The sequence below is a fragment of the Microbacterium sp. PM5 genome (assembly GCF_003293595.1).
Taxonomy (GTDB): domain Bacteria; phylum Actinomycetota; class Actinomycetes; order Actinomycetales; family Microbacteriaceae; genus Microbacterium.
Genome location: NZ_CP022162.1, coordinates 2228443 through 2252867, shown reverse-complemented (window position 1 = coordinate 2252867; position 24425 = coordinate 2228443). Strand labels below are relative to the sequence as shown.

The 24425-nt window shown below is 68.6% G+C and carries 19 protein-coding genes; 11 read left to right on the top strand and 8 right to left on the bottom strand.

Annotated features, from left to right (window positions below):
- Positions 1-4: 4 nt before the first annotated feature.
- Together CEP17_RS10865 and CEP17_RS10860 are read left to right on the top strand one after the other, a co-directional pair.
- Entirely contained in the window at positions 5-952 is a 948-nt protein-coding gene (locus CEP17_RS10865; RefSeq protein ID WP_112932243.1) for an aldo/keto reductase, read from the top strand.
- A complete protein-coding gene (locus CEP17_RS10860; RefSeq protein ID WP_112932242.1) occupies positions 949-1326 on the top strand; it encodes a MerR family transcriptional regulator in 378 nt (125 codons plus the stop codon). Before CEP17_RS10865 ends, CEP17_RS10860 begins: the two co-directional genes overlap by 4 nt.
- Here the strand turns inward: CEP17_RS10860 and CEP17_RS10855 are convergent.
- From CEP17_RS10855 to CEP17_RS10845, 3 genes are all read right to left on the bottom strand, one after another.
- Positions 1323-1898 (bottom strand): winged helix-turn-helix domain-containing protein, encoded by a 576-nt coding sequence (locus tag CEP17_RS10855; RefSeq protein WP_112932241.1) that lies wholly within the window; start codon positions 1896-1898, stop codon positions 1323-1325. The two genes, CEP17_RS10860 and CEP17_RS10855, sit on opposite strands and share 4 nt — an antisense overlap.
- A gap of 71 nt (positions 1899-1969) precedes the next feature.
- Positions 1970-5518: a S8 family serine peptidase gene (locus CEP17_RS10850; RefSeq protein ID WP_112932240.1), complete on the bottom strand. Its 3549-nt coding sequence runs from the start codon at positions 5516-5518 to the stop codon at positions 1970-1972.
- A gap of 17 nt (positions 5519-5535) precedes the next feature.
- Positions 5536-7257: a hypothetical protein gene (locus CEP17_RS10845; RefSeq protein WP_162722438.1), complete on the bottom strand. Its 1722-nt coding sequence runs from the start codon at positions 7255-7257 to the stop codon at positions 5536-5538.
- Positions 7258-7690: 433 nt separating this feature from the next.
- Here CEP17_RS10845 and kdpF point away from each other — a divergent pair, with 433 nt between their 5' ends.
- From kdpF to CEP17_RS10815, 6 genes are all read left to right on the top strand, one after another.
- On the top strand, positions 7691-7780 hold the full coding sequence (kdpF, locus tag CEP17_RS10840; RefSeq protein WP_036319279.1) for a K(+)-transporting ATPase subunit F: 90 nt from the start codon (positions 7691-7693) through the stop codon (positions 7778-7780).
- Positions 7780-9468 carry a potassium-transporting ATPase subunit KdpA gene (gene kdpA, locus CEP17_RS10835; protein WP_112932238.1) on the top strand — a complete coding sequence of 563 codons (1689 nt, stop codon included), beginning with the start codon at positions 7780-7782 and terminating at the stop codon, positions 9466-9468. The genes kdpF and kdpA overlap by 1 nt, the downstream gene beginning before the upstream one ends.
- Position 9469: 1 nt before the next feature.
- Positions 9470-11635: a potassium-transporting ATPase subunit KdpB gene (kdpB, locus tag CEP17_RS10830; RefSeq protein ID WP_112932237.1), complete on the top strand. Its 2166-nt coding sequence runs from the start codon at positions 9470-9472 to the stop codon at positions 11633-11635.
- Positions 11636-11659: 24 nt separating this feature from the next.
- Entirely contained in the window at positions 11660-12268 is a 609-nt protein-coding gene (gene kdpC, locus CEP17_RS10825; protein WP_112932236.1) for a potassium-transporting ATPase subunit KdpC, read from the top strand.
- A 97-nt stretch (positions 12269-12365) separates the two neighbouring features.
- Positions 12366-14918 (top strand): DUF4118 domain-containing protein, encoded by a 2553-nt coding sequence (locus CEP17_RS10820; protein WP_112932235.1) that lies wholly within the window; start codon positions 12366-12368, stop codon positions 14916-14918.
- A 4-nt stretch (positions 14919-14922) separates the two neighbouring features.
- Positions 14923-15606, top strand: a complete 684-nt coding sequence (locus CEP17_RS10815) for a response regulator (protein WP_112932234.1) — start codon at positions 14923-14925, stop codon at positions 15604-15606.
- An 8-nt stretch (positions 15607-15614) separates the two neighbouring features.
- On the opposite strand, the gene CEP17_RS10810 is transcribed toward CEP17_RS10815, so the two are convergent.
- From CEP17_RS10810 to CEP17_RS10800, 3 genes are all read right to left on the bottom strand, one after another.
- Positions 15615-16577, bottom strand: a complete 963-nt coding sequence (locus tag CEP17_RS10810; RefSeq protein WP_036319298.1) for an SRPBCC family protein — start codon at positions 16575-16577, stop codon at positions 15615-15617.
- Position 16578: 1 nt separating this feature from the next.
- Positions 16579-16941 carry a helix-turn-helix domain-containing protein gene (locus CEP17_RS10805; RefSeq protein WP_036319301.1) on the bottom strand — a complete coding sequence of 121 codons (363 nt, stop codon included), beginning with the start codon at positions 16939-16941 and terminating at the stop codon, positions 16579-16581.
- Positions 16942-17228: 287 nt separating this feature from the next.
- On the bottom strand, positions 17229-17684 hold the full coding sequence (locus CEP17_RS10800) for a hypothetical protein (RefSeq protein WP_112932233.1): 456 nt from the start codon (positions 17682-17684) through the stop codon (positions 17229-17231).
- 87 nt (positions 17685-17771) lie between these two features.
- Between CEP17_RS10800 and CEP17_RS10795 the strand changes: the two genes are divergently transcribed.
- From CEP17_RS10795 to CEP17_RS10785, 3 genes are all read left to right on the top strand, one after another.
- On the top strand, positions 17772-18905 hold the full coding sequence (locus tag CEP17_RS10795) for a toll/interleukin-1 receptor domain-containing protein (protein ID WP_112932232.1): 1134 nt from the start codon (positions 17772-17774) through the stop codon (positions 18903-18905).
- Positions 18906-19019: 114 nt separating this feature from the next.
- Positions 19020-19589, top strand: a complete 570-nt coding sequence (locus tag CEP17_RS10790) for a hypothetical protein (protein WP_112932231.1) — start codon at positions 19020-19022, stop codon at positions 19587-19589.
- A 34-nt stretch (positions 19590-19623) separates the two neighbouring features.
- Complete coding sequence (locus tag CEP17_RS10785; RefSeq protein ID WP_112932230.1) at positions 19624-23346, top strand: hypothetical protein; 3723 nt, start codon at positions 19624-19626, stop codon at positions 23344-23346.
- Between the two features lie 337 nt (positions 23347-23683).
- On the opposite strand, the gene CEP17_RS10780 is transcribed toward CEP17_RS10785, so the two are convergent.
- Both CEP17_RS10780 and CEP17_RS10775 read right to left on the bottom strand, forming a co-directional pair.
- Positions 23684-24019, bottom strand: a complete 336-nt coding sequence (locus CEP17_RS10780) for a TraR/DksA C4-type zinc finger protein (RefSeq protein WP_112932229.1) — start codon at positions 24017-24019, stop codon at positions 23684-23686.
- Positions 24016-24411 (bottom strand): VOC family protein, encoded by a 396-nt coding sequence (locus tag CEP17_RS10775; protein ID WP_112932952.1) that lies wholly within the window; start codon positions 24409-24411, stop codon positions 24016-24018. The genes CEP17_RS10780 and CEP17_RS10775 overlap by 4 nt, the downstream gene beginning before the upstream one ends.
- Positions 24412-24425 lie beyond the last annotated feature (14 nt).

The following is a 24425-nucleotide window of genomic DNA, read 5'->3' as shown; positions in this document are numbered from 1 at the left end:
AGCCATGGACACCACTCACCGCAGCGAACTGGCTCTCGGCACGATCTGGTTCGGCACGCGACAGGATGAGACCACCGCGTTCGCGCTGCTCGACCACTACGTGGCGCGGGGCGGCCGCTGGCTCGACACCTCCGACAACTACGCCTTCTGGGAGTCACCCACGGGGCACGGCGGCGCGAGCGAGACCGTGATCGGACGATGGCTGCGCCGGAACCCCGGCATCCGCGAGCACATCTCGATCTCGACCAAGGTCGGCGCGAACCCGACGGTGCCCGGCACGTGGGACGCGCCGATGGAGGGTCTGGGCCCGCGCGCCGTCGAGGAGGCGGTCGCATCGTCGATGGCCCGTCTCGGTGTGGACGTCATCGATCTGCTCTGGGCGCACATCGAGGACCGCGCGGCTCCCCTCGAGGAGCAAGTCGAGGCGTTCGGATCGCTCGTCGCCGAGGGGCGCGTCCGCCGACTGGGTGCGTCGAACCACGCGACCTGGCGCGTCGAGCGTGCGCGCTCCCTCGCTCGCACGCGCGGACTGGCCTCCTACGATGCCCTCCAACTGCGGCACAGCTACCTCCAGCCGATCCCCTTCGTGCCGCTGCCGTCGGGCCACATGGCCGCCACCGCCGAATCCCTCGACTACGCCGCCGCCGAGGGGCTCGGCATGTGGGCCTACACGACGCTGCTCTCGGGAGCGTACGCACGACCGGAGCGGCTACCGCACGCGTACCGGCATCCCGACACCGAGCGGCGCCTGGCCGCGCTGGACCGCGTCGCGCAGCGCCTCGACGCCACGCGCAACCAGGTGGTGCTCGCGTGGCTGATCGGCGGCACGCCGGCGGTCACGCCCATCGTGGGGGTCTCCGACATCGCACAGTTGGATGAGGCGATGGACGCGCTCGCCCTGCCGTTGGATGCCGAGGCGCGCGCCGTGCTCGACGGAAGGGAGGCGCAATGACCACGATGCTCACGATGGGCGAGGCCGTCGCGGCGAGCGGCCTTTCGGCCGACACCCTCCGCTACTACGAGGACGAGGGGATCATCGGCCCGCTCGAGCGCGATCACCGCAATCATCGAGTGTTCAGCGACAGCGATCTCGCCTGGATCGGCGTGGTCACGTGTATGAAGGATGCCGGACTCGGCATCGACGACCTGCGCACGTTCGCCGATCTGCTGCACGGGTCGCGCGGGGCGGTGAACCCCGTGGACTTCCTCCGGGAGCGGCGTGCCGCCCTCGAAGAGCGCCGGCGCGTGCTGTCTCGCGCGATCGCGGTCATGGACGACAAGATCGCCCACTTCCGCGGGGGCGTCTCGGAAGCAGCAACGGTCTAGTCTTCCGGTTGGACGCGTTCCGGAAGTACCGACCACATGTAGCGCGAGCGGCGCAGATCCCCGGTTTCACGACGGTCGGCGCTCAATGCCTCGTACTCGTCGAAGATCTCCTGCACACGCTCCTGCAGACGCGCCACCTCATCGGGAGCGAGGAGCATCTGGCCCGTGGCCAGCACCATGTAGGCGATATCGGCATCCGGAGGTCGTACCGACCGCGCCGCCAAGACCTCTTCCATGCGCTGACGCATCGGGGTCAGTCGCGAGTCGATCAAGATGGTGCGGTGCACGGCGTCGGCGTCGGCGCTCGCGACGAGCGAGTAGTCCGGGGCGGCGGGAAGCCACGGCCGTTCCCGGCCGTCGGTGGACTCCCCGCGGCGGATGAGCCCCGTCGCCTCGACCGCGCGCAGGTGGTAGCTCATCGCACTCGGCGACAACCCGACCAGCTCCGCCAGCTCGGTGGCCGTGGCCGGCCCCTGGCGGCGATACAGCTCGTCGACAGCCACCTGGCGCAAGGGGTTCGCCATGGCTCGGACCGCGCGGGGGTCGGAGATCAGGAGGGTATGCGAGGACATCCCTGCCCAGTCTGCCGCGCCCGCAGGCGCCCCGCACCCTTCGGGATGCGGGGCGCCTGCGACGACGGCGGTCAGGACCGACGGCGACGACGCCACACGAGCACCGAGCCGCCCGCGACGAGCATGCCGGCGCACGCCACCAGGAGGAGCACGCCGGTCCCATCCTGTCCGGATGTGGCCAGCGACCCACCCCGCGGCGCGCTGCTCACCGAGCCGCCCGATCCCGTCGGATCGCCGGGGGTGGAGCCTCCCGGCGCGGGCGTTACGGGGGTCGGGGTCGACCCACCGGCATCCGTCGCGGTGGGCGTCACGATCTCCGCGCGCGCCGCATCGTCGCCGTGCAGGTGCAGCACGAGCATCTGCAGCAAGGCGTCGCCACGACGGGTCACCGTCAGCGAACCGGGCTGGTCGGCGAAGATCGGCGTTCCGGTCGTGCCGAACTGCAGTGCGGGCCGGTAGGCGTCGATGGTCGCCGGCGCCGTCTGATCAACGAGCGCACTGCGGATGCCGCCGTCGAAGGCCGGGTTGTAGAACGAACGGGTCTGCACGATGTAGCGCACCGTCGTCGCGGTGGTCTTCGCGGTGTAGCCCAGCGCCGACAGGGAGGTCGACAGGGTCACCACCGTGTTGTCGAAGACGTTGGTGCCCTGGTCGCCGAAGAGGCCATTCACGGGACGCTGTTCGATGACGTCTCCGGTCACCGCGTCGATCGTCATCGCGACCGGGATGTCCCCGTCGGCGTCCTGCCCGGGCTGCAGCTGCACGATGAAGTCGGGGCGGCTGTCGCCGTTGACATCCAACTGCACCATCGGCCACGTCAGCGGCGACATCCGCGCCCATTCGCCGGCCATCTGCACGCCGAACGTCAGCACGCCCTGCGTGGGGTCGCTCAGCAGCGGCGCCGTCGACGACGCTCCGACGGCGAGGATGTCGGCGCTCTTCAGCGTGTGCTGCGCCGATCCGGCCGGGAACGACAGTGCAGGGGAGGTCGCGCCGAGGATGAGCGGAACCATCATCGACCGGTAGCGCTCGCTGCCGGCACCCTGGTCGAGCCCGCGGCCCGACATGGCGAGCGAGCCGGTGGCGCCCTGGAATGCGACACCGTCGACATGCGTCTCGGAGTACGGACGCGGTGCGGCGTACACGGACAGGCGCACCGGGAAGGTGCCGACCGGCCCGATCGCTTCGAGAACACCGGAAGCGTCGGTCACGAACTGCCGCGGCGCCGTGTCGACGATCTTCGACATGGTCGGATCGATCGTGTGCCGAAGTGCGGTCGGATCGTCGATGCGCAAGGTCAGCGTCACCGCCACGGACCCCTTCGCCGGAACGGTCACGGAGGCCGGCGAGACGTCGTAGCTGACGCCCGGTGTCTCCGTGCGCGGCGCGTAGCGCAACGCGACGGTCTGGGCGGTCGGTCCATCGTTGCCGACCCGAATGGTCCGGGTCTGGACGACCGGCTGGGTGCCGACGTTGACGACGCCGAAGGACGCGCTCAGCAGATCCCCGTTCTCTTCCGACAGCAGGCTGATCGTCCCGCGGACAGCGGCGAGCGCGTCGATCCGTCCCGTGCCGACGCGCGCCGGGCCGTATGCGATCGGGTTGCTGCCGACGGTGAGCACGTCGTGAGCCGCGGTGTTCATGATCTGCTGCCTCACCCGCTCGGGCGCCCAATCCGGATGCGCTTCCTTCACGAGCGCGGCGATGCCCGCAACATGCGGGGTGGCCATCGAAGTACCGCTCATGACCTCGCGCCCTGCGCCGCTGCCGTTCCCGGCCGACGTGATCGTCACGCCGGGGGCGGCCACATCGGGCTTGAGCACGTTGTCGATCGAGCCGTGCGTTCCACGGGAGGTGAACGAGGCGATCGTATCGATGCGTGACGGGTCGGTGTGATCGATGACGTGCCGCAGGTCGCTGCGCAGTTCGATCACGAGTGTGCCGGACGTCATCGCGGAGCGCAGACTCTGCGACTCTCCGCCGGTGAGCTGCGCACCGGGAATGTCCGCGTTGCCGGCGATGCCGTTCTCGAAGCTGTCGGACTGGCTGGTGAGGACGACGCCGACGGCCCCCGCGTCGCGGGCGTTGTCGAAACGCGTCGCCGAACCGCACGCCACGTTGCTGTCGTCCCACTCCAGCCACACGATCTTGCCGCTCGCTCGTTGCGCGTCCGCCGCGCTGAACGGCCGGCATCCGTCCAGGTTGCCCGTGTCGGTGAGCCCGATGACCGAGGCGGTGACGTCGAAGTCCCACACGTAGGACTGGCCGTACTGCACCCGGATCTGCTCCGCGGCGTTCTGAGCCGGATCGCCGATCGTCGCCAGCGCCGCGTCGGCGAGACCGTGACCGCTCGCGGATGCCGCGACGGTCAAGGCGCTCTCGGTAGTGCCCGGGCTGCCGGCCACGTCCGTCACATCGCCGGAGTTGCCCGCCGCGACGACGGGCAGCACTCCTGCTTTGACGATCTGATCGAGCTTCGCGTTGTCGGGGTCGTCGATGGCGCCGTAGTTCGTGCCGAGGGAGAGGTTGACGACATCGATCTCGGTTCCGGACGCGACCTTCTGCGCGATCCACTCCAGTGCCGCTCCGGTGAGCGACGTGCTGCCGCCGCCGTCGCCGAAGACCTTCAGCGCGATGAGGCCGGCCTGCGGCGCAGCCCCGGGGCTGATCGAGAAGTCCTTCTGCACGCTCTCCGACGACAGACTGCGGTAGTCGCCGCGGAAGGTGGTGAGGTCGTTGCTGACGCCGCGCCCCAGGACCGTTCCGGCAACGTGCGTGCCGTGGTTTCCGCCCGGGCCGTCGATGGGGTTGGCGTCGGGCACCGGGATGGGATCGTAGCCGGGCTGACCGATGGCGCCGTTGTAGGTGGGACCGGCGAAGTCCCACCCGCCGAGATACACGCTCGGATCGTACGAACCGGGCTGAGGGGCGTCCGTGGACGCCAGCGCCGCGGCGTAGGCGGCAGACGTGCCCGGGCCTCCGAAATCGGCGTGCGTGTAGTCGACGCCGGTGTCGATGACGGCCACCGTGACGCCCGTGCCCGTGTGCCCCGTCTGCTGCCACGTGTCGACGGCTCGCGTCAACGCATCCGAGGCGCCGTTGCTCGGCGTGGCCCCATCGACAGCGGGGACCTCGATCGACTGCGGCACGATGCGCGAGATCTTGACCACGTCGGGGCGCTCGGCGATCTGAGCCAGCGTCGCAGCGTCAGCGGTCACGGCGACACCCGGGACGGAATACGTCGAGGTGTAGAGGATGCGCGCGTCGCTGTCGACGGCGGTGACATCAGCCGCGACGTCCTTCGTCTTCTCCTCGTTCTTCGCCGCGACGTCCTCGGCCACCGAACTCGCCGTGGCGGAGGATGCGCCCTGCCGCCGCTGGTCAGTACTCGCGGCCAGCGCACCTTCGCCGTCCGTCTGGATGAAGACGTCCACGGGGCCGGCGGCGGAGGCGATGCTGTCGGGCAGTACTGCCGTGCGCCCGCCGGCGGATGCCGGGGCAACGGGGATCTCGTCCAGCGAGCCGGTGTCAGCGAAGGCAGGCGCGGCGCCGGCGGCGACGAGGCAGCTGGCGATCAGGGCGGCTGCGGCCGCCCGAGCGCGAAGGGGTGTGCGGGGCATCGTGTGCTTTCCTGGGTTCAACGAGCGGGCGAGGTGGGAACGGGAAGCGCCGGGGGTGCGACGTCGCCCTCGAGCGGATCGACATCCGGCGACGGCGACGGGCTCGGCGCGGCACTCGGCGCGGGCGGAGCGGGCCGGTCGACGCGCGGCGTCGTCGTGGACGGCGTGATGGCCACCAGCGGCGAGCTCGGAGCGGGAGCCACCGCACTGCTGGAGGCACCGGAGCTGGGCGCGATGTCCGCACTGGGCGCGGCGGAGCTTTCTGCGGTGACCATCAGCGGCAGCTGGATGCTGTACCCGAACGGCGCGCTGCCGGCGGTGATCCACACGGTGTAGGAGCCCGCGGCGATCGGGTCGAGGGTGACCAGCGGCATCCGGATGGTGCCGTCCTCCCCGGCATCGGCGTAGGCATCGGCGCCGACGGTCAGCGGCATCCGCTTCCATTGCGCGTCCCGGAGAGACACCCGCAGCGACGTTCCCGACGGGATTGCTGCGCCGGTCACGACGATCCCTCCCGCAGGATCGCTGAGCACGCGGGCCGCGACCGTCGACGGCGTCAACGCGAACGAGGAGGCGGGGCTGTCGGGATTTCCGGTGACGGTGAACGTCCCGAGGGCGTAGTCACCGGTGATCGTGGAGCGCGCCTCCAGCGTATAGACGCCCTCGGCCGCACCGTCGGGCGCCTTGACGCTGTTGTGGTGACGTCCCTCGCCATTCGTCCGCGAGATGCCCAGCGGGATTCGAATGCCACGCGAGGTCACCAGGGTGAGCTCGTACGTATCGAAGGGGATGAAGCCGGTCACGTCGAAGGCCATTCCGGGCGCGGTCGCGAACGCGGCGGCCGAGATCTGTGGTGCGGACGGCGTGAGCGTCTTGTTCTGCGTGCGCGGTGCCCCCGGGGTCACCATGAAGGTGCCGGAACCCTGCTGAGTGCCGTCCGCGGACTGCAGGCTGATGAGCCATTCACCGACGAGCGCGTTGACGGAGACCATCTGCATCTCGTAAGAGAAATCGCCGTTCTCATCCGAGTGCAGCCCCTCGTTCTCGCCGATCGCCACCATCGTGGTGTCAGGCATGCCGAGGTTGAAGAAGACGTGGGTCATCGGGGCGAAGCCGCTCGCGTGAACGACGACGGTTTTGTCCAGGAACTCGTCCTGGGTGATCGATGCGGGGTCGCTCCACACCTTCAGGCGCTCGCCGTCGGGGACGGTGATGTCCAGGAGAGCGGACCCTGCTTCTCCCGTGGACGTGTCGACGGTGATGCGGGCGACGCCGGGCTCCGGCTGGGTGTTCTCGGGGTCGACGTCGAGGGTTCGCACCCTGGTCACGATCGAGCCGTCGGCATCCGCGGTGATCGGTGCCCAGTGCTTCTGCAGGCCCGAGGCGAACGTGATGGAGATCGTCGCCGTCGCGCCGGGGGTCATGCCGTGAGCGGTCACCTCGACACCCGACGCCCACATCCAGTACTGCTCGATGGAGGTCTGATCGAGCGAGACCTGGATCGGCACAACGTCGTGTGGCGCGGCGGCCACGACGCGACCACCCTGCGGCACCGCGCTCCCCTCGCTGGAGGCGACAGTCCAGCCGTCGGCCTCGGCGGCAGCGGTGTCGGCCCTCGCGACGGCGGTGGTGACGGTGCGCGCCGATGGGCCGGGCGCCTGCGCGGCGGCGGAGACGCCGCCGCCGATGACGACGAGAGCGACCACAGCGGCGCCAACGATCGCAAGATTTCGCTTCATGGTGTCCTCACGAGACGGTGCGGAAGGTGACGTCGCCCAGTGAACCACGTTATGAAGTTTTTTTTCAGATATTCGGCGAAGCTTTACACGACCGTCACATTCGACCGCACCACAGCGGGGAAGCTCCCCGGTCGTTGAGCGAGCGCAGTCCCGGTCGTTGAGCGAGCGCAGCGAGTCGAAACGCCCCACCCCCGCCGGCGACGTGAGCGTGCCGTGAGGACCGCCCGCCGGGCCGTAGGGAAACCGTAAGGACGCCGGGAGCGGCCCCCGCGCAGGAGTTGGATCGGATGCCGTGCCCACCGTGGGCGCCCGCGCCGACGTCGGAGCGCGGTCAGTGTCCGGGAGTTGCTGTGCTCGATGTGATCTACGTCGTCGTGACGGTCGCGGTATTCGCGATCGTCACCCTCGTCGCGAAGGGGGCGGAACGACTCTGATGGACGTCTTCTCGATCATCGGCGCCGTGCTGGGCATCGCCAGCGTCGTCTACCTCGTCGTCGCCCTCGTGAAACCGGAACGCTTCTGATGGGCGTCGATTCCGCCGACATCTGGTTCGGTGTGCTCCAGATCGCCACCCTCGTCCTGCTGCTCGCACTGCTGTACCGCCCGGTCGGCGACCTCATGTTCCGCATCTTCACGGGCGAGAAGGATGCCGCCGCAGAGCGGGTCGTCTACCGCCTCATCGGGGTCGATCCGCGCAGCGAACAGACCTGGCAGGCCTATACCCGGGGCGTCCTCGCCTTCTCACTCATGGGTGTGCTCTTCGTCTACGCGCTCCAGCGCCTGCAGGCGTTGCTGCCGGCCTCGCTCGGGCTGCCGGCCGTGCCCGAGGGCCTGGCGTTCAACACCGCGGCATCCTTCGTCACCAACACCAACTGGCAGTCGTACTCCCCCGAGGCGACGATGGGCTACCTCGTGCAGCTCGCCGGCCTCACGGTGCAGAACTTCGTCTCGGCCGCCGTCGGCATCGCCGTCGCGATCGCGCTCGTGCGCGGCTTCGCGCGGCGCGGGCAGAGCACGATCGGCAACTTCTGGGTCGATCTCACGCGTGGCCTCGGCCGACTGCTGCTGCCGATCGCGCTCGTCGCTGCGGTCGTGCTGCTGGCGGGCGGCGTCATCCAGAACCTCAACGGCTTCGTCGATGCGCACACCCTCGCGGGCGCCACCCAGTCGATCCCGGGCGGACCGGTCGCCTCGCAGGAGGCGATCAAGATGCTCGGCACCAACGGCGGCGGGTTCTTCAACGCGAACTCCGCGCACCCCTTCGAGAACCCGACGCCGTGGACGAACCTGTTCCAGCTGCTGCTGATCCTCGTCATCCCGATCTCGCTGCCGCGCACGTTCGGTCGCATGGTCGGCGACAACCGCCAGGGCTACGCGATCCTCGCGGTCATGTCGACCCTCGCGATCGCGTCGATCGCCGCGGTGAGCGCGCTCGAGGTCGCCGGACACGGCACCGCCCCGCAGCTGGCCGGCGGCGCGATGGAGGGCAAGGAGCAGCGGTTCGGCATCGTCGGCTCGGCGCTGTACGCGGCCGTCACGACGCTCACCTCGACCGGCGCGGTGAACTCGATGCACGACTCGTACACCGCGACGGGCGGCATGATTCCGCTGCTGAACATGATGCTCGGCGAAGTCGCCCCTGGCGGCGTGGGCTCGGGCCTGTACGGCATGCTCGTTCTCGCGATCATCGCCGTGTTCGTCGGAGGTCTGCTCGTCGGTCGCACCCCCGAATACCTCGGCAAGAAGATCGGCCCGACCCAGATCAAGCTCGCGAGCCTGTACATCCTGGTGACTCCGACCCTGGTGCTGGCGGGAACGGCGTTGAGCTTCGGCATCCCCGCCGTGCGCGCCGACGTCGAGGCGACCTCGATCCTCAATCCCGGCATCCACGGGATGACGGAGGTGCTGTACGCGTTCACGTCGGCCGCGAACAACAACGGCTCGGCGTTCGCCGGACTCACCGCGAACACGCCCTGGTTCAACACGGCGCTGGGTGTGGTGATGCTGCTCGGACGGTTCGTCCCGATCGTGCTCGTGCTCGCCCTGGCCGGCTCGCTCGCCGCACAGGAGCGCGTGCCCGCCACCGCCGGCACGCTGCCGACGCACCGCCCGCAGTTCGTCGGGCTCCTCGCGGTCGTGACCGTGGTCATCACCGCACTGACGTATTTCCCCGTTCTCGCGCTGGGTCCCCTGGCAGAAGGTCTTTCCTGAAATGAACACGTCCGCTCCGGTCCTCGACCGTCCGCAACCCACCGGTGACGACCGTGCGTCCTCGCCCGCTCCGACCCGCCGCGCCTTCGGCTGGAGCCAGCTGATCGAGGCCCTTCCGGGGGCGCTGCGCAAGCTCAACCCCGCGGAGCTCTGGCGCAGCCCCGTGATGTTCCTCGTGTGGGTGGGCGCGGCCCTCACCACCGCGATCGCGATCGCCGAGCCCTTCCTCGGCGGCCCGCAGAGCTCGGGCGGCACCCCGGTGCCGGGCGGCTTCACGTGGGGCATCGCCGTGTGGCTCTGGCTGACGGTGCTGTTCGCGAACCTCGCCGAGTCGGTCGCCGAAGGCCGCGGCAAGGCGCAGGCGCAGGCCCTGCGCACGACCCGCACCGCCACGGTCGCGCACCGCGTACGCGGCTACGACGGCGCCGCGGATGCCGCGGCCACCACCGCCGCGACCGAAGACGTGGCCTCGTCGGAGCTGACCCTGGACGACGTCGTGGTCGTGTCGGCCGGCGAGCTCATCCCCGGCGACGGCGACGTCATCTGGGGCATCGCGACCGTCGACGAATCGGCCATCACCGGCGAATCGGCCCCCGTCGTGCGCGAATCCGGCGGCGACCGCAGCGCCGTCACCGGCGGCACGCGGGTGCTCAGCGACCGCGTCGTCGTGCGCATCACGTCCACGCCCGGTCAGACCTTCGTCGACCGCATGATCGCTCTCGTCGAGGGCGCGAACCGTCAGCGCACCCCCAACGAGATCGCCCTCGGCATCCTGCTGGCAAGCCTGTCGATCGTGTTCGTCGTCGTCGTGCTGACCCTCAACCCGATCGCCTCGTACGCGGCGAGCCCGGTCAGCATCCCCGTGCTCGTGGCGCTGCTCGTCTGCCTCATCCCCACGACGATCGGTGCGCTGCTGTCGGCGATCGGCATCGCCGGCATGGACCGTCTCGTGCAGCACAACGTGCTGGCCATGTCGGGCCGCGCGGTCGAAGCCGCCGGCGACGTCACGACGCTGCTGCTCGACAAGACCGGCACGATCACCTACGGCAACCGTCGCGCGAGCGCCTTCCTGCCGCTGACCGGGGTGGAGGAGACCGAACTCGCCCGCACCGCCGCCTTGTCGTCGCTGGCCGACCCCACCCCCGAAGGGGTGTCGATCGTCGAGCTCGCCAGCGCGCGCGGCGTCGAGGTCTCCGCCCCGGCGGATGCCGTCGCCGTCCCGTTCACCGCCCAGACCCGCATGAGCGGTCTGGATCTCGCCGACGGCACCGTCATCCGCAAGGGCGCCGGCAGCGCCGTGCTCGCCTGGATGGAGCAGACCCGTCCGGTGTCGGCCTCCGTGCGCACGCAGCTGACCTCGGACATCGAGTCCGTGTCGCAGTCGGGCGGCACGCCGCTGGTGGTGGCCGTTCAGGATGCCGTAGGGGCGCGCGTGCTCGGCGTTGTGCACCTGAAGGACGTCGTCAAGGAGGGCCTCGCCGAGCGGTTCACGCAGCTGCGGGCGATGGGCATCCGCACCGTGATGATCACGGGCGACAACCCCCTGACGGCGCGGGCGATCGCCGCCGAGGCGGGCGTCGACGACTTCCTCGCCGAGGCCACCCCGGAGGACAAGCTGGCGCTCATCCAGCGCGAACAGGCCGGTGGTGCCCTCGTTGCGATGACCGGCGACGGCACCAACGACGCCCCCGCGCTCGCGCAGGCCGACGTCGGCGTCGCAATGAACACGGGCACGTCGGCCGCGAAAGAGGCCGGCAACATGGTCGACCTCGACAGCGACCCGACCAAGCTCATCGACATCGTCCGCATCGGCAAGCAGCTGCTCATCACCCGAGGAGCACTGACGACGTTCTCCCTCGCCAACGACATCGCGAAGTACTTCGCGATCATCCCGGCGATGTTCATGGGCGTCTTCCCGGGACTCGCCGCGCTGAACCTCATGCAGCTGCACTCGCCCGCGTCGGCGGTCACGAGCGCCATCATCTTCAACGCGATCATCATCGTGGTGCTGATCCCGCTGGCGCTGAAGGGCGTCGCCTACCGGCCGGCGAGCGCCTCGCAGATCCTCGGGCGCAACCTCCTCGTCTACGGACTGGGCGGAGTCATCGCCCCCTTCGTCGGCATCAAGCTCATCGACCTCGTCGTGAGCCTTCTCCCGGGCTTCTGACCGGTCTCTTCGAAAGGCATCGTCATGTCCACCCGCACTTCCCTCCGCCATCTCGGCGTCGCCGCCCGCGCGATGCTGCTCGCCACGGTCGTCCTCGGCATCGCCTACACCGCCGTCATCACGGGCGTCGGCCAGGTGGTCCTGCCCGCGCAGGCCAACGGTTCGCTCGTGCGCGACGCCGGCGGTCAGGTCGTCGGCAGCGCGCTGATCGGCCAGTCCTTCACGGATGCCGACGGGGCAGCCCTCCCCCAGTACTTCCAGTCGCGGCCATCGGCCGCGGGCAGCGGATACGACGGCGCGGCGTCGAGCGGGTCGAACCTCGGCCCGGAGAACAGCGACCTCGTGACCGCGATCGGCGAGCGCCAGGCCGCGATCGCCGCGGCGGACGGTGTCGCGGTGGACGAGATCCCCGCCGATGCCGTCACGGCATCCGGATCGGGACTCGACCCGCACATCTCGCCGGCGTACGCGAAGCTACAGGTGGCCCGCATCGCCGCGGCGCGCGGCCTCGACCCGGCGGTGGTCTCGGCGCTCGTCGATCAGCACACGAGCTCGCGCGACCTCGGCTTCCTGGGCGAGCCCCGCGTGAACGTGCTCGAGCTGAACCTCGCCCTCGACGCCGCCACGCGGTGACGATGGCTGCGGTGACGTGCGACGCGGCGCGTCCGCCGGCATCGCTTGCACGTCGTTCGGGGCGGCTGCGCGGCGGCGGGAGAACTAGGGTGAACGCATGAAGCGGGGCAGACTGCGCGTGCTGCTCGGAGCGGCGCCGGGCGTCGGCAAGACCTACGAGATGCTGTCCGAGGGACACCGTCTGCTCGCCGACGGGCGCGACGTGGTCGTCGGCATCGTCGAGACCCACGGCCGCGCGGCCACCTCGGCCCGCGCGGAGGGCCTGCCCACGCTCGGACGCCGGCGTCTGCGCCATCGCGAGGTCGACCTCGACGAGCTCGACCTCGACGGCCTGCTGGATCGGCATCCCGAGATCGCGCTCGTCGACGAGCTCGCCCACACCAACGCACCCGGCTCCCGCAACGAGAAGCGATGGCAGGACGTCGAGGAGCTGCTGGCCGCCGGCATCGACGTGATCACGACCGTCAACGTCCAGCACATCGCCTCGCTGGGCGGCGTGGTCGCGCAGATCACCGGGGTCACTCAGCGCGAGACGGTGCCGGATGCCGTGGTTCGCGCCGCCGACCAGATCGAGGTCGTCGACCTCGCCCCGCAGTCGCTGCGCGACCGGCTCGCCGCCGGCGCCGTCTACCCCGCCGAGCGCATCGACGCGGCCCTGTCGAACTACTTCCGCCTCGGAAACCTCACGGCCCTGCGCGAACTCGCCCTCCTGTGGCTCGCCGACGAGGTCGACAGCGCGCTGCAGAGCTACCGCGAGGAGCACGGCATCCGCGGGGCGTGGCAGGCGCGCGAGCGGGTCGTCGTCGCCCTCACCGGCGGCCCGGAGGGCGACACGCTCCTGCAGCGCGGAGCGCGCATCGCCGCGCGTGCCGCCGGGGGCGAGCTGCTCGCGGTGCACGTGACGACGCAGGAGGGGCTGCGTGCGGCCGCCCCCGGTGCCCTCGCGGCCCAGCGCGCACTCGTCGAGTCGCTCGGCGGCAGCTACCACCAGGTGATCGGCGAGGACGTGCCGCGGACGCTGGTCGAGTTCGCCCGGTCGGTCAACGCGACCCAGCTCGTGCTGGGCGCCAGTCGTCGCAGCCGGCTCGGCGCGGCCTTCACCGGTCCGGGCATCGGGGCCACGGTCATCCGCGAGTCGGGCGACATCGACGTGCACATCGTGACCCACGCCGCCGCAGGCGGAAACCTGCACCTGCCGCGGCTGACCGGAGGGGCGCTGGGCTGGCGGCGGCGCATCCTGGGGCTGGTGGTCGCTCTCACCGGCGGGCCGCTGCTGTCGTGGCTGCTGTTCGCGACCGCGAACGAAGAGACGATCACCTCCGACGTGCTCTCCTACCAACTGCTCGTGGTCGTCGTCGCGTTGATCGGCGGGATCTGGCCGGCGCTGTTCGCGGCGGTGCTGTCGGGGTTGACGCTGGACTTCCTCTTCATCCATCCGCGTTTCACGGTCACGATCGACAACCCGCTGCACGCGCTGGCGCTCGTGCTGTACGTCGTGATCGCGATCCTGGTGAGCTGGATCGTCGACCAGGCCGCGCGTCGTACCCGCCGGGCACGGCGCGCCGCTGCGGAGTCGGAGTTGCTGGCGACGGTGTCGGGCAGCGTGCTGCGGGGCGAGAGCGCCGTTCCGGCCTTGGTCAGTCGCACGCGGGAAGCGTTCGGCGTGAGCGGGGCGCGCCTGCTGGCCGGAGACGGATCGACGCAGCAGGTGCTGGCGACCGACGGCGAGCCGGTGCGCGACGGCCGGGCGGTCGTGGTGCCCGTCGGCACGGATGCCGCGGGCGGCCCTCGGGCCACGCTGGAGCTGCACGGCGGCGACGTCGGCGGCCCCGAACGACGCCTCCTCGACGTCATCACCGCGCAACTCGCCGCGGCCCTCGAGCACAGCGAGCTCACGCAGACGGCCCGCACCGCCGACGCCCTGGCCGCGACCGACCAGGTGCGCACGGCGTTGCTGTCGGCGGTCAGCCACGATCTGCGCCGGCCGCTCGCGGCCGCCATCGCCGCCGTCGGCGGCCTGCGTGCCGCGGGGCCCTCGCTCACCGCAGCCGACCGCGACGAGCTCGTCGAAACCGCGGACGAGTCGCTCGCCGCGCTCGCGGCGCTGGTCACCGACCTGCTCGATGTGAGCCGCGTGCAAGCGGGGGTGCTCGCCGTCTCGCTCTCCCCCGTCGATCTCGCGGGGGCAGTTCTCGAAGCCCTCGACGAGCTGGGCATCGGACCCGACGTCGTCGAACTCGCGCTCGATCCGACCGTTCCTGCGGTGCGCGCCGACCCCGTGCTGCTGCAGCGGGTCATCGTCAACGTCCTCGCCAATGCGCGCCGCTACGCGCCGCCCGGCACGCGCGTGCGCATCGCATCCAGCCGGCTCGGCTCGACCGTCGAGCTGCGGATCGTCGACCACGGCCCGGGCGTCAGCGCCGACCGCCAGGACGACATCTTCGCTCCCTTCCAGCGGCTCGGCGACACCGACAACACCACCGGGCTGGGGCTCGGGCTCGCCCTGTCGAAGGGCTTCACCGAGGGCATGGGCGGCACGCTGACGCCCGAGACCACGCCCGGCGGGGGGCTGACGATGGTGGTCTCGCTGCCGGTGGATGCCGCGGCATCCACTCTCGCCGCGCCCTCGGTCGCCGAAGCGGGAGGATGAGGTCGTGAAGATCCTGGTCGCCGACGACGATCCGCAGCTCGTGCGGGCGCTGCGGATCACCCTCGCCGCGCACGGCTACGACGTCATCGCCGCGCCCGACGGCGCCGCCGCGATCGCCACGGCGGCCCAGGCGCGCCCCGACGTCGTCATGCTGGATCTCGGCATGCCGCGCCTGGACGGCATCGAGGTGATCCACGCGCTGCGCGGGTGGACCGACGTGCCGATCCTCGTCGTGTCCGGACGCACGGGCTCGGCCGACAAGGTCGAAGCACTGGATGCCGGCGCCGACGACTACGTCACGAAGCCGTTCCAGATCGACGAGCTGCTCGCACGCCTGCGCGCCCTCGCACGTCGGCGGGGCGTGGCGGCATCCGTGGACACGCCTGTCGTGCGCTTCGGCGATGTGGAGGTCGACCTCGCCGCCACCCGGGTCGTCCGCGGCGGCGAGGTCGTGCACCTGACGCCGACGGAATGGCGGATGCTCGAGTTCCTCGCCCGCAACCCCGGCACGCTCGTGACCCGGCAGAACCTGCTGAGAGACATCTGGGGAACCGACCAGGTGGCCGACTCGGGTTATCTGCGCCTCTACATGTCGCAGCTGCGCAAGAAGCTCGAGCGCGATCCGGCGCATCCCCAGCATCTGCTCACCGAGCAGGGCATGGGCTACCGACTCGTGCTCGGCGACTGACCCGCGACTCAGCCCGCGACGACCGCCTCCAGGCGCGCGTACGACGCCTCCATGCCGTCGGTCATCCCCGTCGCGAGGATCATGTCGCGGGTCTCCTTGTCGGGGTACTCGATCAGCAGCGTCAGCAGGGTCGCGCCGTCCTCCTCGTAGAACTGCAGGTCGTTCACGGTCGACGGCCCCGGGGTGCCGATCATGCGCTCCGTCGACACCTCGCGCCAGATCGGCTCGCTGAGCAGCCGCTCGCTCTCGAAGCCGAATCGCGTCGACTCGTCGTCGCCCTGCTGCCACACGAAGCGGGTGGTCTCGCCGACCTCGCACTCGACCATCTGCCAGCCGTCGGGGCCGAGCAGCCACTGACGCAGCAGCTCCGGCTCGTGGTGGGCACGCCAGACGAGCTCGCGCGAACCCTCGATGAGCCGGGTGATCCGCACGTGCTGATCGGTCAGCAGCTCGGTGCGAGTGCCCTTGCCCTGCGCGTACGCCCGGAGGTCCTGCAGCACGGCGTCGAGCTGGCTCATCGCCAGACGCGAACCCTCGATCGCCCCCATCGCGACGACCTGCTCGAGCGCCTCGAGCGAGGTGAAGTAGGTGGTGTTGGTGAGTCGCGAACCGTCGGCGGTCGCCTCGAACGAGAAGACCATGCGCATCGAGGGGAAGCCGTCGAGCTTCTCGCCATCGTCGCCGACGAAGGAGTCGAGGACTTCGAAGCTGCGTCCGGGGTCGACGTTCAGCACCTCCCACGATCCGGCGGAGCGCTGGCCCTGCGGGCTCGTCATCCGGTAGTCGACGCGACCGCCGGGGCGGAGGTCGAACGCCGTGAACGTGGCGGGCCACCCGGGAGGACCCCAGAACCGCTCCAGTTGACGCGGGTTCGTGAAGGCCTCCCAGAGGCGGGACACGGGTGCCGCGGCATCCGCGACGAGGGTCATCGTGAGGTTCTCGGGATCGGTGGTGATGTCGGTGACGGGCATGTCAGTCTCCTTGCGTGGGACGGGGATCGTGGGGTTCAGCGAGCAGAGCGTCGAGGCGGTCGATCCGCGAGCGCCAGAGGTCTTCGTAGCGGGCGAGCAGCGCTCGGGCACGCGCGATCATGCGCGGATCGGCGCGCACGAGGCGCTCGCGTCCCTCGGCGCGCTTGATGACGAGGCCGGCCGCTTCCAGCACGGCCACGTGCTTCTGCACCGCGGCGAACGACATGTCGTAGTCCGCGGCGAGCGCCGAGACCGACTGCTCGTCGACGATCGTGCGGCGCAGGATGTCGCGCCGCGTCGCCGCCGCCAGGGCGTGGAACAGCCGGTCGGTCTCATCGTCGCTCAACTCAGTTTGTACAACCATTTGGTTGTAGGTTAGAGCCGCGGATGCCGAGTGTCAACACCTGTGTTGTCGGCAATGCGGTCACGTGACACTTGGCAGCCTTAGGTGATACCAGCAACGGTTTGGATGACACCTTGTGTCACCCACCCCGACACCGTCTCCAAGTTTTCGAGTGCACTGCGGGCTTCGCGGGCCTGGGGTGACCCGTGCCCGCCTGCGCGAAGGTGACGCCGTAGCGGCGCGGGAAGTTCGACGGACTCAGCAGACGAGGTCGCTTCGCCGGGCGGGCTCATCGTCGAGCGAGCACATCAGGCCGTTGCGGCGACGTCTTCCCATGTCACGTGGAGGGATCCCGTCCAGATCACGCGAGCGAAAGAATCGTCGGTGTTGAGATCTAACGTCACCTTGGCGGCTCCCTGAAAGCGGACAGCCTGTGTGGCGAGGCCCGAGGGCGCGCTAGCATCCGCGAGTACCCTCGCCGCCGCATACAGGGCAGTGAGCGCTGGTGAAGACGTGGTGACATCTCCGACCAGTTCAGGTACGCCAGGCCCGTACGAGTGCTGCATGTATGCAACAGCCCATCCGGCCATCGAGAGAGGAACCGTGACGACGGCGGACTGCCTGTCGAACCGGGCTGACGGAGCGTTCTGCTTGAGGTCGTCGGCGAGTTTGTGGTCACTCTTGGTGATGGGGATCACCACGTCGGTGTCGGGGTGGCACTCATACGTGGTCGAGAAGGGGATGGTCGAGGTGAATGTCGTCATGCCTGCAACCGTGACAGTTCGACCCCGGTTGCAAGCCCGTGTTCGCCGCCGGCAGACGGAGACCACGCGGCATGCGAGGATCACGTCATGACCGCTCCCGCCGCCGACGGACCCGACTTCTTCGTCAGCTACACCTCCAAGGACCAGGAGTGGGCGGAGTGGATCGCATGGCAGCTGGAACGCGTCGGGTACAGCACGGTCATTCAGGCTTGGGACTTCCGCCCGGGCACGAACTTCGTCCTGGAAATGGACCGCGCTGCCGGCACGGCAAAGCGCACCCTCGTCGTTCTGTCGCCGAACTTCATGGCCAGCAGGTTCACGCAGCCCGAGTGGGCCGCGGCATTCGCGAAGGATCCGACGGGGATCAACCGGACGATCCTCCCTGTACTCGTGGCGCCGACGGAGACAGGCGGCCTCCTCGACCAGATCGTTCACATCAACCTCCTCAACCTGTCGACAGAGGATGCCGCAGCCGCCCTGATTGCCGGGGTCGAACCGGGCCGCAGTAAGCCCGCGACTGAGCCGCGGTTTCCGGGTTCGGATCGGAGCACAGCGCCTCAGCCGCGCTCCCGGAACCTGGACTGGGCACCAGCCGTCAAGGCTCTCAGCTCGGTAGCTCGGGCTGAGGCGTTGCCGCACGGTTGGTCGCGGTCCGGCCCATCAACTGTCGAGATCACGCTCGTCCCGGCCGAGGTGCAGTCCCTCCCCGTAAGTCAGCTGGAGGCAGTAGCGCTCGAGATGGTGGCCGTCGGGCGCGACAGCGGACTGTTCACGCATGGCGGCGCGGTCGACCACGCCCACACCGCCGAAGTCGCCCACGCCAGGAGTCAGCGAGACCGGAGTGGCGATGAGGCTGGCCTTCTCGTCACCCGGTCGGGACAGCGCAGCGCGTGGATCACCCTGCCTCACGACACCCTCGGGAGTGTCCTGGACCCGCAGCACATCCAGCCGCGTCTGGCGAGCCTGCTCCGGACGCTCACCACCATCGACCTGCCGCTTGCCGAGCGCTATGGGTTCACGGCTCGGGTGGATCCGCTGATTGCGGTGATAGTCGGCGACTCGGCGGTTGTGGGCGGCCGCAACTCCGCGTCGATGGGAATGCTCCGCTCGGCGGTGTTCCCGTTGACGATCTCAGACACGGTGCGCGGAGACGCCATCGCCAGCAGCGCCGACGAACTCGCCGGCGAGTTGATCGCGCGAATCGTGGCTGCGATGCGGTGACAGGCAGAACTCAGGCGAGCTCGCGGCTCGACATTCCCATTGCCACAAACCGGGTGTTGCACCGAGCGTCCGGTAGCCTCGGCGCCGGGAGCCCCGGTAGAGAGCAACGAGTCGGTGATCGGCGCGCAGCGAGCGTTGGACCTCTCGATCGACAGCGAGACGCACGAGCTAGCCGCCGAGGCCTGGAACGCTCAGCTGTTCGCGCTGTCCGACCCGGAGGATGACCACGGTCCACTCGACAGACAACTGATCGCGCGCGCGGCCATCCTCCGTGTGAACCGATGGGACGACGACTGGCTGGATTCGCTGGATGCCGTATCCGGCGACCTGCAACAAGTCGGCGAAGCGTTCCTCGATGAGGACGTCATCATGGGGGTCGACGAAGACTCTGTGTTCGCCTCCAGCCTGGTGATCTTGGACTTCGTCGGTGTCCCCGAGCAGCATCGCGGGTCCGGAAACAGCCTCGCGCTCGCGCGTGGCGCCGCCCACATCTTCCGCAAGGACATCGTCGCGCTGATGCCCGCCGAGCTCTCCCGAGACGAGACGGGAAAGCTCGTCCTCGATCTGGCGAAGCGAGATGCCGTCCGCGCTGACTGGATCAAAAGCGGATTCGTTGAGATCCCCGGGACATCGGTGCTCATGCTCCCGTTCAGCGCCAAAGACGGCGGCGGCTCCTCCGAGTAGGTGTCGAAGCGAGCTATCTGAATACGATGTGCCCATGTCCGACAATCTCATCGCGCCGGCAGCCCACGACGGCGCGGACACCGGCGAGGCGTTGCGACTCACGAGCCTCGCTCCGAAGTTCGACGCCGAAAGCCACAAGGTCTACTTCGATCTGCTAGTTCGAGCCATCGCTCACAAGGACACCCGCAATGTAGCTCTGACGGGCGCTTACGGGACCGGCAAGAGCAGCGTGCTTTCTCACTTGCTCGAGTCGGCGGAGTATTCAGGCCGCATCGTGGGCTTGTCGCTATCGACCGCCGCGCCCCGTGATCGGGAAACGCAGGTTGCTGAGCCCGCCGACGGCTCTCCGACGTCACGTGTCAACCAGATACAGAAGGAGATCGTCAAGCAGCTTCTGTATCGCACTCCGGTACGGAAGGTACCGCAGTCTCGTTTTCGTCGCGCCACTGTCCCGAAGCGCGCAGGCGAGTTCTGGCTCGCGGTTGCAGTTGGGCTTTTGGTCGCTGCCGTGCTCTTTCTGCTCGGGCCGCTCCACCCGCTTATCACTTCGTGGTTCGGCGAGACCTGGCGGCATGTCCTGGCATATGTGGTTGCGACGGTGACCATCGTCGGACTGGCTTGGGCCCTCGTTGTCGCGTTTCGTGTCCGTCCGCTGATGAGTGCATCAGTGAACGCGGCCATCACCACCGTTACCCTCACCAAACAATCTGATACCTACTTCGACGCGTACCTTGACGAGATCGTCTACTTCTTTGAGGCCACGGAGAAGGACATCGTCGTCATCGAGGACTTGGACAGGTTCGAGGATGTGCAGGTTTTCGACACGCTCCGCTCCCTCAACGGTCTACTCAACAACTCCGGCCAGATCGGTCGTCGCATCGTGTTCATCTACGCCATCCGGGACAGCGTCTTCGAGGAGATCGGCTCGTCTGACCTGCCCGAGGAACCCACCCACGCCCTCTCGGATCACGCGAAACAGGCGCTCAAGCGCGCCAGCCGGACGAAATTCTTCGACATCATCATCCCCGTCGTACCCTTCGTAAGCCCCGACAACGCTCGCGACGTGATGTCCACGGCGATGAAGAGCAAGGCCTACAAGATCGACCCTGGCCTGATCCGCTTGGCCGCGCGACACGTGGCCGACATGCGACTCATCCACAACATTCGCAATGAGTTTGAGATCTACCGCAACGAGCTTGTCGTTCCCGACATGGCGCTTCCAGACATTACCGACGACCTCGTGTTCGCCATCGTTCTCTTCAAGAACACCCACCTCGCCGACTACGAGAGCATCCGCCATCGCGATAGCGCGCTGGACCACCTGTACGTGGCCTGGCGGGCGGCGGTTCGAAGCGGGATCGCGACTAGGGCGACAGCCCTTACAGGCCTGCGCTCGCGCGAGGCGCTCTCCTCTCAAAATGACCGGGCGGCTGACCTGGGAGAGCGGCTTCTCCGTCTACGTGACGACCTCGACGCCGCGATACCCGCCCCTTATGCCCTCAGCCTTGCTGAGGATGAAGAGGGAACTCTCGACTCCCCGGAAACCTGGGCGAGGATCGTCGAAGAGGATTCTCTCCAACTGACCCTGACTCGTGGGGGCAGCACAGCAACAACCTTCACCTTCAGTGCGGAAGCTCTGGCTCGAATGCTCGGGGCAGACGTCGATCCGTCTAACTGGGCTAAAGCGGACGCGGAAGCCACTACCCGTGAGGAAAGTGACCTGCTGGCTGAAATCAGCTTCCTGCGGCACCACACGTGGGCCGACCTCCACGCACGCGCTGACATCACCTTTCCCAAGAGCTTGTTCTCGTTCACCGACGACGAACTCAGGCGTCTCGAGGCACTCAACGAAGGCGATGAGGTCAACTTCGCCCAGATAGTGAGCGCGACCCTCCCCTCCGAGCTTGCCCGAGAACTGGTGCGTCACGAGTACCTGACATCGCACTTCGCCCTCTACATATCCAAGTACTACGGCAAGCACCTGAGTGCAAACGCGCGTGAGTACATCTATCGCTGCATCGGACCGGGAGAGCCCGACACGACTTTTCCGCTGAGCCGAAAAGAAACCCGGCAGATTCTCCGAGAGCAGCATGCCGATAGAAGGGATGATGCCGACCTATTCAGCGATAAGAGCGTTCTCAACGTCAACATCGTCGACTTTCTACTCTCTGAGCGCCCGGGAGCCGCCGCGACAGTCGCGGAGCAACTCGCCTCGATGGGTGACGGTCGACGAGAGTTCCTAGACGCGTATGTGGCTCAAGGGCGTGAGCCCGGCATGTTACTCGGCCACCTCGCTCCGCGTTGGTCCGGAAGCGTCGAGTATGCCGTCTCATCAGAGGCCGTACCACCCGACAAGCGGGTCGGAATCGTCAACTCCGCGCTCCAGACAGTCAACGGCCCGGCGGTGACCGGCAGTGCCGCGTTCGCGCGGCTTGTCGAGCTCAACTACGGCTCGATGACAGCGCTGACCGAACCCGCTGACGCGAAGAGCGCGGCGACTGTACTCAGGCTCGTGGGCGCCGCAGGCGGAACCATCTTCGACCTCGCGCCGCTGAATCCCGTCGCCCGCGAAGCAGCCCTGTCACTTGGTCTGTTCCCGGTAACCGAAGCGAACGTGCGCGCCATCGTTCCGAGCGGCAAGGTGGTCCTCGCGGGCATCCGTCGTACTCACAAGCAGTTGTATCGACACCTCTCACAACACATCTCCGACTATCTCCAACTCGTCAAAGTCAAGCCAGCCGCGTTCGCCGTCGCGGGAGACTCGGCGCAAGCGACCAACCTCCTCAACGACTTCAGCGAAGCGGGCAACGAAACGCTGCGGTCACTCTTGGACGCCTGCCCACCGGATGTGCGCATCGACGATCTCGCTTCTGTACCGCGCGAAACTTGGGCAGCTATCGCGGCGGCGCGACGCACACTTCCAACCTTCGTCAATGTGGAGGCGTACATCGCCTACGCGGGAGTCGACGGGTCACTAGCAGCGCTGCTCAAAGCTCGACGGATCGTCACCCCTCAAGCAGCGGGCCGCGCTGCCCGCTGCGAAGTGGCGTACGCGATCCTCGCCGCAAGTGACGCCATCCCATCGACACTGGCCCGCACGCAGACGGTCCTCTCGATGAACACCGGGCTCCTCGACCCGACACTTGTGGAAGGCGAAAGCGGCGATCTAGTCGCGAGGCTCATCAAAGCGCAACTCCTCCCGGACGACGACGCATCCTTCACCACCACGCTTTTGCCCGACTGGGAGTCCATGGAGCGAGCCATCAAGGTCTCGAAGAACTTCAAAACATTCGTGGCACCGGACGTGCTTCCCGTTGCGTGGCTTCCGCAGTTCATTCAGAGCACGCAAGTCTCCAAGGATGAGCGACTAGCCGTTATCCACACCCTCGAGAGCTACCTCACTTCGGCGACAGCCACACAGGCACGAGAAGTCGCGACCGCCCTGATTCGGGGGGGCTGGCGTATTCAGACTTCACGCATCCTTGCGCTGCTCTCGGCTGGCGCGCGCTCTAGCCAGATCCTTGTGCTCACCGCTAACTGGGGGAACGACATCGGTCTGGAGCAGGTCAAGAAGATCCTGCGCGCACTCGGCGGAGACTACGCGAGGGTGGCGGATGGTGGGAGCGGTCGACCAAACTTTCCGAAAGATGCGGCGCATCGGACTATCCTCGAGCGGTTAGTGGGAGACACAGTGCGTCGCGTGAAGGAGGACCACTTCAAACGCTCGGGATTCCGACTCGTTGCTTCGCTCAAGTGAGAGTCGCGGACTGGAGCCCCCGTCGGGCCGATGACCGCCCCTTGCGGTAGGTCTGGACCGTGCAACGGTGAGTCCGACCAGTGGGCGGCGTCAGGAAAGTGTCACGACAAAGTCCGGCCAAGCCCGGCCCTTGCACTGGCATCACCTTTGCATTCAGTGTCATCCCGCCGGGGTCCCGACATGAGGTGTCATGGCCATGCATCGGCGTTTCGCCGCATCCAATGCCTGTGCGACAGGGCGCTCCACGCCGACGCAAGCTCGCCGAATGGAGGAGTTCGAACCCGGGAGGAGTTCGAGCCCCCGCGGGTCGGGGCTCGAATCGCCCGCGGCTGTGCCGTCAGGCGGCGCAAGCGATGCAGGTCGTGGCCATCGGCCGTGCCTCGAGCCGGCCCGCGGCGATGGGCCCGCCGCAGACGACGCAGGTTCCGTACGTGCCGGCCTCCACGCGGGAAAGCGCGGCCGCGACCTCGGCCCGCTCGTCCTGCACCGAACGACGCAGTGCGTCGATGCGCTGCCACTCGCCGGAGAGGGTCGACCCTTCCGGATCGTGCTCGTCGTCGGCCGTCGCGTCGGCACGGTCGGAGAGCACCGACGCCTCGTCGGCGTCCAGCCGGGCCCACAACGCGTCGAGCTCCGCCGCGCGGGCGCGAAGCCGGTCGACCGGGTCGGTCATCCTTGGTAGCCGATGAGCCAGGTCACCCCGAACCGGTCGCGCACCTGACCGTCGTGGTCACCCCAGGGTCGCAACGCGAGCGGGTCGAGCACATCGCCCCCGTCGGCGAGCGCCGCGAACCACTCCTCCAAGACGGCCGGCTCGGCGGTGCCCAGCAGGGAGAACAGGATGCCGCGGAGTTCGAGTGTCGGCTCCCCGCTCGCGGCATCCGAGGCGAAGAGCTCGACGACCCCCTGCAGCATGCCGTGCGCGATGCGGTCGGCGGGCCCGTCGTCGCGCCCGAACTCGCCGAACGTCGCGAGGACGAGCTCGCCGCCGAACACCCCGCGGTAGAACTCGAGGGCGTCGCGTGCGGTGCCGTCGAAGGAGAGGTACGGAGTGAGTCCGGTCATGAGGGCGAGGATAC